This window comes from Flavobacterium sp., from assembly GCF_028689845.1.
In the GTDB taxonomy this organism is placed as follows: Bacteria; Bacteroidota; Bacteroidia; order Flavobacteriales; family Flavobacteriaceae; genus Flavobacterium.
Genome location: NZ_JAQVCH010000002.1, coordinates 60,590 through 76,801, shown reverse-complemented (window position 1 = coordinate 76,801; position 16,212 = coordinate 60,590). Strand labels below are relative to the sequence as shown.

The window sequence follows — 16,212 nt, the reverse complement described above, 5'->3', positions numbered from 1 at the left end:
AATCGCGGATTATTGCAATTTTTTTACTAAAATTGAACCATATTTTAACAACCCAAAAATGAATCAGTTTAAAAAGGCTTTTTTCTTATTTCTAATTACATCTTTTACAGCAATTGGGCAGCAAAAAATCACACTCGAAGATATCTGGGCATCAGGAACTTTCCGAGCAAAAGGAATGGATGCTTTGCAAGCTTTAAAAAACACGAATCAATATACGGTCCTAAATTATGACCGAGCAGCTAAAAATTATCAGATTGATTTGTACGAATTTGCTACATTAAAAAAAGTAAATACGCTTTTAGATACTAAAACTTTATCAGAATTAACAGCAGTTGATAGTTATACCTTTAACCAATCGGAAACGCAAATGCTTATTGCGATGAATGAAGAACGCATTTTTAGACATTCTTCTGTGGCCGATTTTTACATTTATGATATCGCGTCTAAATCCGTACAAAAAGTAGCCGATTATAAAATTCAAGAGCCTGCTTTTTCTCCAGACGGCAAAAAAATTGCTTATGCCTACCAAAACAACCTCTATATTTTTGATATAGCCTCCAAAAAACACACACAAATTACAACCGATGGTCAGAAAAATCAGGTTATTAATGGCGTAACGGATTGGGTTTATGAAGAAGAGTTTGCCTTTGTTCGAGCATTCGATTGGAATTCATCTAGTACGCATTTGGCCTATATTAAATTTGATGAAACTTTAGTTCCTGAATTTTCAATGGATGTTTATGGAAAAGAATTATATCCTACGCAAGAAGTTTTTAAGTACCCAAAAGCAGGTGAAAAAAACGCGTTAGTTTCTCTCCATGTATATGATGTTGTTGCTAATGCTACGCAAACCATCAAAATGAGTCAATACAATGATTTTTATATTGCTCGGATGAAATGGACAAATGAAGCCAATACGTTAAGTGTTCAAGTGTTAAATCGTCATCAAAATAATTTGGATTTAGTTTTTGTAAATGCCAAAACAGGAGCAACAACGGTAGTTTTAAACGAAAAAGATGCGGCTTATGTAGACGTGACAGACAACCTTACTTTTTTAAAAGACAATAGTTTTATTTGGACTTCTGAAAAAGATGGGTTTAATCATATTTATCATTATGACAAATCAGGGAAATTACGTAATCAAATTACAAAAGGAAACTGGGAAGTAACCGCATACTATGGTTTTGACGAAAAAAATGGGCAAGTTTATTATCAATCGGTAGAAAATGGTTCTATCAATCGGGATGTCTACAAAATTAAAGTAGATGGAAAAAACAAAACACGTCTAACCCAAAAAGTTGGCACGAATAACGCAACGTTTAGTCCAAATTTTCAATTTTTCATCAATGCTTATTCTAGTGCAACAAGTCCAACAAGTTATACTTTAATGAATTCTAAAGACGGAAAACAAGTTCAATTCATTGTAGAAAATGATGAATTGGCCAAACGAATTGAAAAATATGACCTCCCAACGAAAGAATTCTTTGAAATCACAACCGAAAAAGGACACAAATTGAATGCGTATATTATCAAACCAAAAGATTTTGATGCTACCAAAAAATATCCTTTACTTTTATTTCAATATAGTGGACCAGGTTCACAACAAGTAGCCAATCAATGGTTAGGAGCTAATGATTATTGGCACATGATGTTGGCTCAACAAGGCGTTTTAGTAGCTTGTGTAGATGGTCGCGGAACTGGTTTTAAAGGAGCAGCTTTTAAGAAAGTAACCCAAAAAGAATTAGGAAAATATGAAGTGGAAGACCAAATTGATGCCGCTAAAGAGTTAGGCAAATATGCTTATATTGATGCCGCTCGTATTGGAATTTGGGGATGGAGCTACGGTGGATTTATGTCTAGTAACTGTATTTTAAAAGGAAATGAGGTTTTCAAAATGGCCATTGCTGTTGCTCCGGTAACCAATTGGCGATTTTATGATTCGATTTATACCGAACGTTATATGCAAACACCACAAGAAAATGCAAGTGGATATGATGAAAATTCACCTATTAATCATGTCGATAAATTAAAAGGAAATTATTTAATTATTCACGGTACGGCAGATGATAATGTGCATTTTCAGAACGCAACCCGAATGATTAGGGCTTTGCAATTAGCCAATAAACAATTTGACCAAGCCATTTATCCAGATACCAATCACGGAATTTATGGAGGAAAAATCCGATTACAATTATATACCAAAATGACAAACTATATTAACCAAAATTTATAATTAACTAACCAAAACAATTTTTATGAGTGAAGTAGCTGTAAAATCAGGACATCCAAAAGGTCTTTGGGTTCTGTTTGGAACCGAAATGTGGGAAAGGTTCAATTTCTATGGAATGAGGGCGATTTTAACCCTGTTCATGGTAAATGCCTTATTAATGAAAGAAGAAGAAGCTTCTATTATTTATGGTGGATTTCTAGGGCTTTGTTATTTAACTCCTATGCTTGGAGGTTTTATTGCCGATCGATTTTTTGGAAATAGAAATTGTATTATGCTTGGTGGAGCCATGATGGCAGTAGGTCAAATCATGTTGTTTTTTAGTGCTAGTATTTTTAGTACAAATTTAGGATTAGCCAATATTTTATTGTGGTCTGCATTAGGAATTATTGTTTTTGGAAATGGTTTTTTCAAACCAAATATTTCTTCTATGGTGGGAAGTTTATATCCAAAACAAGAAAAATCAAAGTTAGATACGGCGTTCACTATTTTCTATATGGGAATTAACATCGGAGCTTTCTTAGGTCAATTTATTTGCCCTTTTGTTGGTGACGTAAAAGATGAAATATTGATGCCTGATGGTTCTTTAAACATGATTAGAGATGTGCATGCGTTTAAATATGGATTTTTAGCAGCAGGTATAGCAATGATTTTAGGGACTGCTATTTTCTACTTCCTAAAGGATAAATACGTAGTTTCTCCAGACGGAAAACCAATTGGCGGATTGCCATCTGGACACAATGCAGATGATTATGAAGAAGGAGAATCAATGAAAGCTGAATTTTCTACTCGTTCAATTATGACTGCACTTGCTGTTTTTGCAGCAGTTTTCTTTACCTTTAACTTCTTCACTGATGGTGAAAATGTCGTCAAACTCTATATCTATCCTTTTATTTATGCCAGCGGCGTAGCCTTAGCAACATTAATTTTATTGGATAAAACACTTACCAAAGTAGAGACACAAAGAATTTGGGTTATTTATATTATGTCCTTTTTTATTATTTTCTTCTGGGCTGCCTTTGAACAAGCTGGTTCGTCCTTAACATTTATAGCAGATAACCAAACCGATAGAAATATTTTTGGTTGGAATATGCCGCCCTCGATGGTGCAAATTTTTAATGGATTATTCGTAGTAATGTTTGCTTTTCCATTTAGTATGCTGTGGGATAAATTGAGAGAAAAAAACATGGAACCATTATCAACAGTTAAACAATCAATTGGTTTGTTGTTAATTGCTTTGAGTTATTTTATTATCGCTAACAATGTGGCTGATTTAGGTAATTCTGGCTTATTAGCTATAAAATGGTTAATTTTGTTATATTTAATTCAAACATTTGCAGAGCTTTGTTTATCGCCAATTGGTCTTTCATTAGTTGGAAAATTAGCACCTAAACGATTTGCTTCCTTAGCATATGGGGTTTTCTTTATTTCGAGTGCCGCAGGATATGCCTTATCTGGAACTTTAGGTTCAATTCTTCCTGCTACAGGCGATAAATTTAAAAAAGCATCTGAATTAGGAATTGATTTACAAGCAGTTTTAGATAAAACAATCACGCCAACAGCTGAACAATTACAGCTTTTAGCAAAAAATCAAATTAATGATTCTTATAAAGTATTTGCAGGTTTTGAAATTCAAAATTTATATGATTTCTTTATGGTTTTTGTGGTTTTATGTGGTATCGCGTCATTAATTTTATTTTTGTTAACTCCTTTTATCAAGAAAATGATGAACGGTGTTCGTTAATTTTTATTAAAAATAATTCATATCTTTCAAGCCTGCGGAATAATTCTGCAGGCTTTTTTTAGTCACAAACAAATTCACCACATTAGCAATCATCACTTGTGTTGATTTCTAATAAAATACAATCAATAAATGATTAATCAATGTATGCATTAGAACAGATTCATAATTTCAAAGGCAAATATCCAAAACAGCTTTGGTATTTATTCTTTAGTGAAATGTGGGAGCGTTTTAGCTTTTATGGAATGCGAGGGATGTTGGCTGTCTTTATGGTAAGCCAATTAATGATGGATGAAAAAACGGCAAACTTACAATATGGGGCAACCCAAGCATTCGTATATGCATTTACTTTTATTGGCGGACTATTTGCTGATAAAATTTTAGGCTATCGTAAATCGCTTTTTTGGGGCGGTTTATTGATGATTGTTGGAAGTATCATTTTAGCAATTGACCCAAAACAATTTTTCTTTTTCGGTATTAGCTTTACCATTATTGGAACTGGTTTTTTTAAGCCAAATATTTCTACGATGGTCGGAAAACTTTATCGCGATGATGACAATCGTAGAGATGCCGGTTTTTCTTTTTTCTATATGGGTGTAAATTTAGGAGCTTTATTAGGCGGCTATATTTGTATTGCTGTAGCGAATGGAACATTATGGGAATCATTTATTCCGCAAGCATTTCGATGGAATTATGCTTTCGGGTTTGCCGCTGTTGTGATGATGATTAGTTTGCTCACGTTCACTCAAACGCAAAAGACGTTAGGAGTAATTGGACTTTCACCCTTAGCTCATTTAGAAAAATCAAAGAGAAGAAAATTAGAAATCGCAACGTATTTGGGTTCTTTAATTATTATTCCTGTGATTATGACAATGGTGGCCAAAACAGAATACACCGATTATTTTATGTTTACCATCGGACCGTTAGCCCTCTTGTATTTGTTTTATGAAATGCGAAATTTTACACTTGTTGAAAATAAGAAATTAATGGCTGCTTTGGTTTTTATCATTTTTTCTATCTTTTTCTGGGCATTTTTTGAACAAAGTGGCGGCTCTTTAAGTTTGTTTGCTGCGAATAATCTAGACAATACGGTTTTGGGGATTAAATTAGACCCGAATGGCGTGAATAATTCCTCTAATTCCTTTTTTGTCATAGCTTTTGCAGCTTTGATAGGCTTGGTTTGGCTGTGGATGAGTAAACGAAATATAGAGCCCAATACTGTAGTTAAATTCGGATTGGCATTTTTATTCCTTGCCGGTGGATTCTATGTGTTTTATTACACTAAATTCTTTTCCAATGCAGAAGGAATAACCTCTTTAGATTTATTTACAATCGGGTGGTTGGTTATTACGTTTGGTGAATTGTGTCTGTCACCCATCGGGATGTCGGCAATGACTAAATTATCTCCAGAAAAAACCCAAGCGGTGATCATGGGAATGTGGTTTTTAGCGAGTGCTTATGGACAGTATTTTGCTGGAATTCTAGGGGCAAATATAGCCGAAGCTTCTGAAAATGCTTCAAATTTTGATAAATTGATTGTATATGCTAATGGTTATAAAGATTTAGCCCTTTATGCTCTTATATTTGGCATTGTTTTAATCGCAATTTCACCTTTTGTGAAAAAATTAATGCAAGATGTAAAATAATTATTTTAAATTTCGGCATTGTTTTTGAAAAATGAATAAATAATAAAATTTAAGAAATGAAAAAAGTACTTTTTACCTTCCTGTTAGCTCTTGCTACTTTTGCCATGAATGGACAACAAATTAATTGGATGACGATTGATGAAGCATTGGCCATGCAAAAAAAATCACCAAAACCTATTTTTATGGATGTCTATACTGATTGGTGCGGACCATGTAAAATGCTGGATAAAAACACCTTTCAAACCAAAGAAGTAGCCGATTTTATCAATGCTAGTTATTATGCCGTGAAATTTAACGGAGAAGGAAACACTGTCGTGAATTATAAAGGAAAAAAATATGCTAATCCAGGTTTTGATGCCTCACGTAAAGGACGAAATAGCCTACATGAATTCACCGCATTTTTAAAAGTAGAGGGTTATCCTTCGATGTATGTTTTAGATAAAAAAGGAGAAATCGCCAAAGTTATTGTAGGGTATTACCAACCAGAACAGTTATTAGCTGAATTAAAAACGGTAAAATAAGATGAAAAAGCTAGTTTTTATTCTTGTCTTTTTTTGGACAATTCAATCGGTTGGAGCACAGGAACTTACTTGGCAAACAGACATTAATAAAGCGATTGAACTTTCTGCTAAAAGTAAAAAACCGCTTATGTTATTTTTTACAGGAAGCGATTGGTGCGGCTGGTGTATCAAACTTCAAAAAGAAGTTTTTATGAAACCTGAATTCGTAGAATGGGCTAATAAGGTGATTTTAGTAGAATTAGATTTTCCTCGTAAGATGCAGCTAGAAGAGAAATTAAAACAGCAAAATCAACAATTACAACAGATTTTTCAAGTACAAGGTTATCCCACGATATGGTTTGTGAATCCACAAAAAAACGGAACTCAAATTAATTTAGAACAACTCGGAAAAACGGGTTATGTGGCTGGTGGTCCAGAAAAATTTCTTGAGGTTGCAAATCAATTTTTACCAAAATAATTAAGGCAAATCAATTTTAAAATATCCTTTTTCACTCGTAGAATGAAAAGGGATATTTTTTTTGACACAGGTTTTTTGCCAAAGTTCAACTAGGGTTTTAAAATTACTACCATCAGCAACTATAATTTTTGGTTGTAAATCGGTTATCAAACGTTCCAGATTTATTTTTGGTGATTGCGTTAATAAAATAACGTCGGGTTTCATCGGAATCGCAAAAATACTTTTCTCATCAATAATCAATAATTTAGTTTCATTAATTTTCATCACATTTTGAATGGATGAAATCGAGTCAATTTTCCCAAAATTAGCTTGCAAATAATTTTTAATTACATAATTGTCTGCTACTTCTTTTTCATTACTCCATAAGGTAATTAAATTATCTTTTTTCATCGCCAATAGAGTCTGCTTTGGATATTGTAAAATTAAAAATTCATTTTTAGAACGATGAAATTCCCATGAACCAAAAAGCATTAGCTGAAATAATAGTAGGGTAATCAAAGCGATTGCTAAATGAATGAACTTTGGTTTTTTAAACCATAATACAAAACAAATGATGGCTATAATTGAACTCAATAACAAGGCTGAATTAAACGGAATTCCTTTAATAATATAGTCTTCAAACGAGGCAATGGTCGCCACATATTGATTCATCCATCCAACGGATGTGGATAAGAAATGAATTAAAATCGAAATGGGCATTCCTAAGCCACCCAAAATAAATGTCAGTAATCCTAAAACTAAAATGAGCGTCAAAAGTGGAATGACAACTAAATTGGTCAGAAAAAACAAACCCGGGAATTGGTGAAAATAATAAATGCTTAAGGGGAGCACGCCAATTTGAGCCGCAAAGGAAACCGTCAAAATGTCAAAAAAGTATTGTACAATTCTGTTTTTTGATTTCCACAACCTTGAAAACAACGGTTGAATAGTTACAATGGCAAAAACGGCACTATAACTCAATTGAAATCCAACATCAAAGATAAAGTTAGGTTCAAATAACAAAATGAATAAAATAGAAACGCCCAACGTATTATAAATGTTTGTATCTCGTTTTAAATACATCACAAAAGTAACGACCGAAAACATCATGGCAGCCCGAACAACAGAGGCAGAAAGCCCTGACAGAATTGCAAAAAACCATAAAATAAGTAGGAGCAAGGCTGGAATAAAAATTCGGCTATACTTAAAACGCTCCAAAGGCTTGAATAAAGTTTTGAAAAAGTATAATAAAATTCCAATATGCAAACCTGAAATGGCTAAAATATGAATCGCTCCTGCTTGAGAATATTGATTTAAGGTTTGCTGCTCAATATTTTGTCGTTGACCTAAAAACAAGGCTTTGATGATAGAAAGCCGATTATTAGGAACCTTTTCTTTTTCTAAATAAGAAATAATTTTTTGCCTAATTTGTTCCAAATGATAGCGAAGGTTTTTTTCGGAACCAATGATTTCAAAATTCCGATTTTCTAAATACAGTTGGTCAAAAACATCCTTTTTTTCTAAATAGGCAGCATAATCAAATTGATTGGGATTGTGTGGCCGAATGATTGGTTTGATTTTCGCATACGTCAATACTACATCGCCGATTTGAAATTCTTTTTCGGCGGTTTTTTTCGAAAGTATTATCAAAAGTTTTCCGTTTTGATGGACTTTATTTATGGATTCAACTTCTAGAAAATATTTATAACTAAATGCATTTGGTTTTAATTTTTCAGAAATTATTCCGCGTACAACAGCTTTTTCATCGTTTGAGTTGTTAGAATAATGATGCGGTTGGTTGGGTTTATAATGTAAGGCATAGGTTAAAACACCAATAAAAAAACTGAGCAAATAAGTAGAAATTCCAAAATACAATTTGTATTTGTTTTTGAAAATAAGAAGGGCATAGAAAAGCAAAAAAGGGAAAACAGCGACAGAAAAATATAAAAATGCAGTAGCAAGGTCGGGCTTGGTTTCGTTTGAAGCCAAAATTCCCAACACAACACATAACGTGATGTTTAAGGCTGGAAATTTAATCACCTTCATGTCACGAAAGTAACAAAAAATTCAATACAAAAATAAATGGATGAAATTAAAAATGAATTTTGTCAAAACCTGATTCCCTAAAACAATAGCTTCCTTAACACAAGTTTTTTATAGTATTGACTTTTTATAAAATTAAAGGTCAATTATTTTTTTAAATGGAATTCACGATGAGTTTTGCTACTTTTTCACTAGCACCTTCTCCTCCGAGTTTTTCTTCCAAAAGATTATATTTTTTTAGTAATTCAGAACGATAGGATGGATTTAAAATCGTAGTTAATTCTTCTTTAATTCTTTTAGAATTGCATTCACCTTGTATTAATTCGGCCACCACGGGTTCGTCCATAATTAAATTAACCAAGGAAATATACTTTAACGTAATGATTCTTTTAGCAATTTGATACGAGGCCCAATTTCCTTTATAACAAACCACTTCTGGAACTTTAAACAAAGCGGTTTCTAAAGTGGCAGTTCCAGAGGTTACGAGTGCAGCATGAGAAACACTGAGTAAATCATAGGTTTTATTGGAAATGAACTTAACAGCCGGATTTGTTAAAAAGCCTTCATAAAAAGCAAAATCTTGACCTGGAGCTCCCGCAATCACAAATTGATAGTCAGGAAAATCGGGTACAATTGCCAGCATTTCATGAAGCAACTTGCTGATTTCTTGCTTTCTACTGCCAGGTAAAAGGGCAATTATAGGTCTTTCATCTAGTTGATGCTCCTTTTTAAAGAGTTCAGGATTCACTTGTTCTCTTTGATGAATAGCATCAATTAAAGGATGGCCTACAAATTCAACAGGAAACTGGTGTTTCTTTTCAAAAAAATCTTTTTCAAAAGGTAAAATCACATATAAGTGATCAAAATCACGCTTGATATCCTTAATTCTGTTTTCTTTCCAAGCCCAAATTTGAGGAGAAATATAATAATGAGTGGGGATTCCTTTCTTTTTTGCCCAAGCGGCAATTCGCATATTAAAGCCTGGATAATCAATAAAAATTAACACATCTGGTTGAAATTTTTCGATGTCGTTTTTGCAAAAACCAATGTTGTTCAGAATGGTTTTGAGGTTAAACAAAACCTCTGCAAAGCCCATAAAAGCTAATTCTCGGTAATGTTTTACTAAAACGCCTCCGGCTTGCTGCATTAAATCGCCACCCCAAAACCGAATGTTTGCCTGAGGATCTTCTTTTTGTAGAGCTTTCATTAAATTAGACCCGTGTAAGTCTCCAGATGCCTCACCGGCGATGATGTAATATTTCATGTTATACAAATAAAGTAACGATGGTTAAGGCAATAGTAGCCAATACAACACCTCTTGCCATCAGCTCTTTTTGAAATTTTAATAGAATAAAGAAAATAATCACATTAACCACTGCACCTAAAGCGATGAGTTTTCCCAAGGAATGTTGAGCTTTCAAATACGTTATTCCTTCCAGAAAAGCATAATCGGTAAAGATAGTGACGAATAAAAAAACGCCAAGAGCTGCTCCTAAGAGGCCTAAAATAAATCCGATAAAAAGCTCTTTTTTTTCCATTATAATTCAAATTTATAAGTGTTCAAACGCTGAATTGCATGATGAGCGGTTAGGTCAAATTGTACCGGAACAATGGAGATATAGCCATTTTCCAAAGCCCATTCATCGGTATCTTCTCCTTTATCTTGGTTTACAAATTCGCCTGTTAACCAATAATAATCTTTTCCTTGTGGAGTTTGACGTTTGTCAAATTTTTCCATCCAAACTGCTTTTGCTTGACGGCAAATACGCATTCCTTTTATTGCTTTTTCTTCTAGTTTTGGAAAATTAACATTCAAGATTACGCCATCGGGTAAACCATTTATCAATACTTCTGAGGCAATCGTTCGGATTGAATTTTTTATGGGTTCAAAATTAGCATTCCAATCATAATCCAATAAGGAAAAACCAATCGCAGGAATGCCCTCAATACCCGCTTCCACTGCAGCACTCATTGTTCCAGAATAAATAACATTGATAGAGGAATTGGAGCCATGATTGATTCCAGATACACATAAATCTGGTTTTTGTTTCATGATTTCATTCACTGCTAATTTTACGCAATCAACAGGAGTGCCAGAACAACTGTATTCTGCTTTCAAACTTTCATCAAAATGAACTTGGTTAACAAATATAGTGCTATTAATAGTGATGGCATGACCCATGGCACTTTGCGGACTATCTGGTGCAACCACGACCACATCGCCTAGTGTTTTCATAACCTCAATTAAAGTCCGTATTCCTGGGGCAGAAATGCCATCGTCATTTGTTACTAAAATGAGCGGTCTTTTTTGCATATCAATATTTTTTTGTTTTTTTGTGCGGGTTTAAATCTTACTAAATTCATCTAAAAAACACAAAACTAACAGTTACAGTTGTTATTATTAACAAAATTAACTCTTTTTAAGATTTGTACGCATCACAATTTTCATAACTTTGTTCAGTTAGTAGAAGAAATCTTAAAAATTTCACAAAAAGTAATTTTAATTTATAGTTGGCATCATTTTTATGACTACTTATCCAAGAATAAAATGAATACAATCTTGTTATTTATGAAAAGAAACATCAAATTAGTTTTGTTAGCGGTCGTTCTGTCGGCGGCTTTATTTGCATTTAAATCAACAGAAAATATATTTAACGACAGTAATGATCCTGAAAAAGATAAGCTTTTACTAGAGTTAATGGTTTTTGTAATAGAACGAGGTCATTATAATCCAGTAGATATTGACGATACCTTTTCAAAAGGAGTTTATAAGGATTATATTGAAGCTCTAGACCCTTCGAGACGTTTTTTTATGCAATCGGATCTTGATAAATTTTCAGTCTATGAAAATCAAATAGATGATCAAATAAAAAATAAAGACTTGACTTTTTTTGATTTATCCTATGGGGTTTATCTGAAGAGAATGAAGGAAAGTCAAGAATATTATAAAGAAATTCTAGAAAATCCTTTTGATTATAATGTAGAAGAATCGATTAACACGGAGTATGAAAAAATGCCGTATGCCAAAGATGTCAAAGAATTAAAAGAGCGTTGGAGAAAACAGATTAAGCTTTCTAACTTGTCTTCTTTGACAGATAAATTGAAATTAGAAGAGGATAAAAAATCTGGAAAAATCAAAGATTCAACAACTACAATTGATAAATCTAAAATAGATAACAAACCTAAATCGTTTGAAGAATTAGAAAAAGAAACCAGAGAAAGTTCGTTAAAATCATTGGATGATTATTTTACGTTTATCAAAGAATTAGATCGTAATGATTGGTTTGGTGTTTTTGTAAATGTAATTGCCTCTCGTTTTGATCCGCATACAAATTATATGGCTCCCGATGATAAAGAGCGTTTTGATGTTAGTATTAGCGGTAAATTTGAAGGAATTGGAGCCCGTTTGCAAAAGAAAAATGATTTTACAGAAATAACCGAATTAATTTCTGGTGGTCCAGCATGGCGAGGAAAAGAATTGGAGCCAGGAGATGTGGTTTTGAAAGTTGCTCAAGGCAATCAAGAACCGGTGGATATTGTTGGGATGCGATTGGATAATGTTGTAAAAAAAATAAAGGGACCAAAAGGAACAGAAGTGCGATTAACTGTTAAAAAAGTTGATGGTTCGATTACCGTTATTTCCTTGGTTAGAGATATGGTTGAAACGGAAGAAACCTATGCTAAATCTAGTGTTGTAGAAAGAAATGGCGTTAAATACGGAATTATTTACCTACCTAAATTCTATATTGATTTTGAAAATAAAGATAGTCGCGATGCCGGAAAAGATGTGGCAATTGAAGTAGAGCGATTAAAAAAACAAGGCGTTAGTGGAATCATCATGGATGTTCGCGATAATGGCGGTGGTTCTTTAAAAACGGTGGTAGACATCACGGGATTGTTTATCGAACAAGGACCAGTTGTACAGATTAAATCAACAGGGACAAAAAAAGAAGTCTTGTCCGATAGAGATAATAAAATTCAGTGGGACGGGCCATTGGTTGTAATGGTGAATAATTTTTCTGCTTCAGCTTCAGAAATTTTAGCCGCTGCAATTCAAGATTATAAAAGAGGTGTAATCATTGGGAGCAAGCAAACCTATGGAAAAGGAACGGTTCAAAACGTTATCGATTTAAATCAATTTGTTCGAGGAAATACGGTGGGCGATTTAGGAGCTTTAAAAACAACGACCCAAAAATTTTATAGAATAAACGGTGGTTCAACACAATTAGAAGGCGTATCGAGCGATGTGATTATGCCTGATCGTTATTCTTATATTGATATTGGAGAACGCGATTTGGACAATGCCATGCCTTGGTCTAAAATTGATGCAGCATCTTACACCGTTTGGAATAAACAAATTAATTTTGATAAAGCCATTGACAACAGTAAAAAAAGAATGGAAGAAAATGAACAATTTCAGTTGATTGACAAGAGTGCAAAATGGACAAAAACCCGTCGTGATGCCAATGTTTATAGTTTGAAATTAGATGTTTTTATGGCAGAACAAAAAAAGGTTGAAGAGCAAGGAAAAGTATTTAAACCGATTACCGACTATAAAAATGAGTTGGTTTTTAAAGCCATTCCAGAGGATGAAACGTTAATGAGTAAAGACGAATCATTCAAAGAAAAAAGAGAACGATGGTTTGAAAGCTTAGCCAAAGACATTTATGTAGAAGAGGCCTTGAATGTTTTAGATGATTTACAAACTAGTCCGGTTATTAAAGGAAAAGTGAATTTAAAGAAAAAAGAGAAAGTTGTTAAATCTTAAATCACAACGTGTATCTTTGAGCAAAAGCGAATAAAATAGCTAATGTCCAAAACTAATCAATCGTTAACCGCTATAGCACTTCAAAAATTCAAAAAGAATTTTTGGGGTGTTTTTAGTTTGGGTTATATTGGGATAATGGTTTTTTTATCCATTTTTGCTTATGTTATTGCTCCAGATAATTCTGCCAATGCCAATCAAATGCATTTAGCCATACATTCAAAACCACCTGGTTTTTCAGTTCAAATGCTATCCGTCCCATTTGGAGAAAAAAAAGAGTTTTCCTTTCAAGATTACCTATTTGGACATCAAAATCAAGTAGCCGAAATCCCAATTTTATCGTATTCTATTCAAGGCAATCAGCTTCAATATGTTGAATTTACTGATGATAAATCCCTTCAATTAACCAAAGAACTAGCATTGACTCAGTTTTCAGGTTATGCTAGTTGGCAAGAGGTGGAAAAGAAATTAATTACGACTAAAAAATTTATGCTGGGAACAGATAAATACGGTCGGGATTTATTAAGTAGAATGCTAGTAGGTTCACGGGTTTCTATTTCTATTGGATTTGTAGCGGTTTTAATATCGGTAGTGGTTGGTTTGTTTTTTGGTGCTTTAGGCGGATACTATGGCGGCAAAGTTGATGCTTTTGTCATGTGGTTGGTCAATGTCATTTGGTCTATTCCTACTTTGTTACTCGTGATTGCAATCACCTTGGCTCTTGGTAAAGGTTTTTGGCAAGTTTTTGTCGCAGTCGGATTAACAATGTGGGTAGAAGTAGCCCGTGTAGTGCGTGGACAAATTATTAGTGTGAAAGAAATGCAATATGTTACTGCTGCTCGTGCCTTAGGTTTCTCTAACAGAAGAATCATTTTAAATCATATCCTACCCAATATCATGGCACCTGTTATTGTGATTTCTGCCGCCAATTTTGCTTCTGCGATTTTGGTAGAAAGTGGGTTAAGTTTTTTAGGACTAGGAGCTCAGCCCCCAATTCCGAGTTGGGGTGGTATGATTAAAGATCATTATAGCTATATTATTTTGGGCAAACCGTATTTAGCGTTGATTCCCGGTGCAGCAATTATGCTCATAACCTTAGCTTTTATGATGACAGGAAACGCTTTTCGCGATGCCTTAGACGTTAAAAATTAATTTTATTTCTATTCGATGAATTTAAATTCTTTTCAAAAACAATTTGTTTTAGTACTTCAACTTATTCTACTTATAGTGTTAAGCAGTTGTAAGGAAGACCTAGTGGGTATTGAAACTGATTCAAGTTCCAATCCGAAACTAGCTCAAAAAAAGATTGCGACTACGGGATTTAATTATTATCCAACGTCAACCACTAATCAAATTATAAATCACAATTATTATACGTTGTCTTATTCAGAAAAAAACGAGCAAGCAGAGTGGGTAGCTTATGAGTTAAAAGCGACACGAAATCAAAATAATTATTCACGACCTTATTTTATTGCTGATCCAAAAGTTAAAACAGGCTCGGCAGATTGGAGAAATTATAAAAATTCGGGTTATGATAAAGGACATTTATGCCCGGCTGGAGATATGAAATTTTCAAAAGAGGCATTTAATGATACTTTTTTTACTTCTAATATTGCTCCACAACGAAAAGATTTCAATGCAGGAGTTTGGAATCGCTTAGAACAAAAAGTTCGGTATTGGGCTGATAAATATGACGGAATTTATGTCGTTACAGGAGGTGTTTTGGAACCAAATTTGAAAACAATTGGAAAGGAAAATGTAGCCGTTCCTAATTATTTTTATAAAGTATTGCTAAATTTATCTACAGAAAAACCTCGAATGATTGCTTTTTTAGTTCCGCATCAAAACAGCACAAAACCACTCTATGAATTTGTAATTTCTACGGATGAATTAGAAAAATTAACCGGAATTGATTTTTTTCCTAATTTACCAGATGAAACAGAAAATAGATTAGAACAAAATGCCGATTATAAAGCGTGGAGCTTTGATTAATACTGAATTATGAAAATATTTTTAAGCAGTTTATTGGTGATAGTATCGCTAACGATGGAGTCTCAAAACTATAAAGTGATGACTTATAATATTCGATTGGATTTAACAAGCGATGGTGAAAACAGTTGGACTTTTCGTAAAGAAAAAGTTGTCGATTTAATTGTGTTTTATGAACCTGATATTTTTGGTATTCAAGAAGGTTTGCCTAATCAAGTAAAATATTTAGACGCTTCATTACCAAATTATAAAGTAATAGGACAAGGTAGAGATGGCGGACAAAATGGAGAGCAGTCTTCTTTATTCTATGACGATAGAAGGTTTGAAGTTGTCGTGTCAAATACGTTCTGGCTTTCTGAAACTCCAGACCTAATTTCAAAAGGTTGGGATGCTCAATTAAACAGAATTTGTACGTATGCTCTTTTTAAAGATAAAAAATCAGAGGAACTTTTTTGGGTTTTCAATACGCATTTAGATCATATTGGACAGCAGGCACGCATTAAAAGTATTGCTTTAATTGATGAGAAAATCGCAACGTTAAATCCGAAAAATTACCCCGTAGTTATTATGGGCGATTTAAACTCTGAACCCGATACTGAACAAGTGAAGTTTTTAAATGAACGCTATTTGAATTCTAAACGTGCAGCCGCTTTTGTTTATAATGCAACTGGAACGTTTAACGGATTTGAATTTCATGTGCCCGCACTAACTGAAATTGATTATATTTTTTTTAGTAAAAATGGAATTACAGTAAAAAAATATGCGGTAATTACAGACAGTGCTTCTTGTAAATATCCATCGGATCATTTTCCGGTATTGGTAGAATTTGTCTTAACAAAATAGC

The 16,212-nt window shown here is 33.5% G+C and carries 13 protein-coding genes; 9 read left to right on the top strand and 4 right to left on the bottom strand.

The features are described from left to right. The first annotated feature begins 58 nt into the window (after positions 1 to 58). The 5 genes from PHR76_RS01545 (at position 59) to PHR76_RS01525 (ending at position 6,592) form a co-directional block, all read left to right on the top strand. On the top strand, positions 59 to 2,233 hold the full coding sequence (locus PHR76_RS01545) for a S9 family peptidase (protein WP_300057684.1): 2,175 nt from the start codon (positions 59 to 61) through the stop codon (positions 2,231 to 2,233). A gap of 22 nt (positions 2,234 to 2,255) precedes the next feature. Beyond that, positions 2,256 to 3,971: a peptide MFS transporter gene (locus PHR76_RS01540; protein WP_300057681.1), complete on the top strand. Its 1,716-nt coding sequence runs from the start codon at positions 2,256 to 2,258 to the stop codon at positions 3,969 to 3,971. A 140-nt stretch (positions 3,972 to 4,111) separates the two neighbouring features. Continuing rightward, a complete protein-coding gene (locus PHR76_RS01535; protein ID WP_300057678.1) occupies positions 4,112 to 5,614 on the top strand; it encodes a peptide MFS transporter in 1,503 nt (500 codons plus the stop codon). A 56-nt stretch (positions 5,615 to 5,670) separates the two neighbouring features. Further along, complete coding sequence (locus PHR76_RS01530; RefSeq protein WP_300057676.1) at positions 5,671 to 6,135, top strand: thioredoxin fold domain-containing protein; 465 nt, start codon at positions 5,671 to 5,673, stop codon at positions 6,133 to 6,135. Position 6,136: 1 nt separating this feature from the next. Beyond that, complete coding sequence (locus tag PHR76_RS01525) at positions 6,137 to 6,592, top strand: thioredoxin family protein (RefSeq protein WP_300057674.1); 456 nt, start codon at positions 6,137 to 6,139, stop codon at positions 6,590 to 6,592. Here PHR76_RS01525 and PHR76_RS01520 read toward each other — a convergent pair whose 3' ends face one another. The 4 genes from PHR76_RS01520 to surE form a co-directional block, all read right to left on the bottom strand. Beyond that, positions 6,593 to 8,617, bottom strand: a complete 2,025-nt coding sequence (locus tag PHR76_RS01520; protein WP_300057671.1) for a ComEC/Rec2 family competence protein — start codon at positions 8,615 to 8,617, stop codon at positions 6,593 to 6,595. A 151-nt stretch (positions 8,618 to 8,768) separates the two neighbouring features. Continuing rightward, complete coding sequence (gene lpxB, locus PHR76_RS01515; protein ID WP_300057668.1) at positions 8,769 to 9,878, bottom strand: lipid-A-disaccharide synthase; 1,110 nt, start codon at positions 9,876 to 9,878, stop codon at positions 8,769 to 8,771. 1 nt (position 9,879) lies between these two features. Next, complete coding sequence (locus PHR76_RS01510; RefSeq protein WP_300057665.1) at positions 9,880 to 10,152, bottom strand: hypothetical protein; 273 nt, start codon at positions 10,150 to 10,152, stop codon at positions 9,880 to 9,882. Continuing rightward, complete coding sequence (gene surE, locus PHR76_RS01505) at positions 10,152 to 10,928, bottom strand: 5'/3'-nucleotidase SurE (protein WP_300057662.1); 777 nt, start codon at positions 10,926 to 10,928, stop codon at positions 10,152 to 10,154. Before surE ends, PHR76_RS01510 begins: the two co-directional genes overlap by 1 nt. Before the next feature lie 234 nt (positions 10,929 to 11,162). Between surE and PHR76_RS01500 the strand changes: the two genes are divergently transcribed. From PHR76_RS01500 to PHR76_RS01485, 4 genes are read left to right on the top strand one after another with little or no spacing between them, the layout of a single operon-like run. Beyond that, positions 11,163 to 13,382 (top strand): carboxy terminal-processing peptidase, encoded by a 2,220-nt coding sequence (locus PHR76_RS01500; protein WP_300057659.1) that lies wholly within the window; start codon positions 11,163 to 11,165, stop codon positions 13,380 to 13,382. 42 nt (positions 13,383 to 13,424) lie between these two features. Continuing rightward, positions 13,425 to 14,531: an ABC transporter permease gene (locus PHR76_RS01495; protein WP_300057656.1), complete on the top strand. Its 1,107-nt coding sequence runs from the start codon at positions 13,425 to 13,427 to the stop codon at positions 14,529 to 14,531. A gap of 15 nt (positions 14,532 to 14,546) precedes the next feature. Next, positions 14,547 to 15,371: a DNA/RNA non-specific endonuclease gene (locus PHR76_RS01490; RefSeq protein WP_300057653.1), complete on the top strand. Its 825-nt coding sequence runs from the start codon at positions 14,547 to 14,549 to the stop codon at positions 15,369 to 15,371. Between the two features lie 9 nt (positions 15,372 to 15,380). Beyond that, the gene (locus tag PHR76_RS01485) at positions 15,381 to 16,211 is read left to right on the top strand and encodes an endonuclease/exonuclease/phosphatase family protein (protein WP_300057650.1); all 831 of its coding nucleotides are present in this window, start codon (positions 15,381 to 15,383) and stop codon (positions 16,209 to 16,211) included. Position 16,212 lies beyond the last annotated feature (1 nt).

Bases quoted from the DNA above. Each gene is read 5' to 3' on its own strand.
- PHR76_RS01520 (WP_300057671.1), bottom strand. From the start codon at position 8,617: ATGAAGGTGATTAAATTTCCAGCCTTAAACATCACGTTATGTGTTGTG.
- PHR76_RS01485 (WP_300057650.1), top strand. From the start codon at position 15,381: ATGAAAATATTTTTAAGCAGTTTATTGGTGATAGTATCGCTAACGATG.
- PHR76_RS01535 (WP_300057678.1), top strand. From the start codon at position 4,112: ATGTATGCATTAGAACAGATTCATAATTTCAAAGGCAAATATCCAAAA.
- PHR76_RS01495 (WP_300057656.1), top strand. From the start codon at position 13,425: ATGTCCAAAACTAATCAATCGTTAACCGCTATAGCACTTCAAAAATTC.
- PHR76_RS01525 (WP_300057674.1), top strand. From the start codon at position 6,137: ATGAAAAAGCTAGTTTTTATTCTTGTCTTTTTTTGGACAATTCAATCG.
- PHR76_RS01545 (WP_300057684.1), top strand. From the start codon at position 59: ATGAATCAGTTTAAAAAGGCTTTTTTCTTATTTCTAATTACATCTTTT.
- PHR76_RS01510 (WP_300057665.1), bottom strand. From the start codon at position 10,152: ATGGAAAAAAAAGAGCTTTTTATCGGATTTATTTTAGGCCTCTTAGGA.
- PHR76_RS01500 (WP_300057659.1), top strand. From the start codon at position 11,163: ATGAATACAATCTTGTTATTTATGAAAAGAAACATCAAATTAGTTTTG.
- PHR76_RS01540 (WP_300057681.1), top strand. From the start codon at position 2,256: ATGAGTGAAGTAGCTGTAAAATCAGGACATCCAAAAGGTCTTTGGGTT.
- PHR76_RS01490 (WP_300057653.1), top strand. From the start codon at position 14,547: ATGAATTTAAATTCTTTTCAAAAACAATTTGTTTTAGTACTTCAACTT.
- lpxB (WP_300057668.1), bottom strand. From the start codon at position 9,878: ATGAAATATTACATCATCGCCGGTGAGGCATCTGGAGACTTACACGGG.
- surE (WP_300057662.1), bottom strand. From the start codon at position 10,928: ATGCAAAAAAGACCGCTCATTTTAGTAACAAATGACGATGGCATTTCT.
- PHR76_RS01530 (WP_300057676.1), top strand. From the start codon at position 5,671: ATGAAAAAAGTACTTTTTACCTTCCTGTTAGCTCTTGCTACTTTTGCC.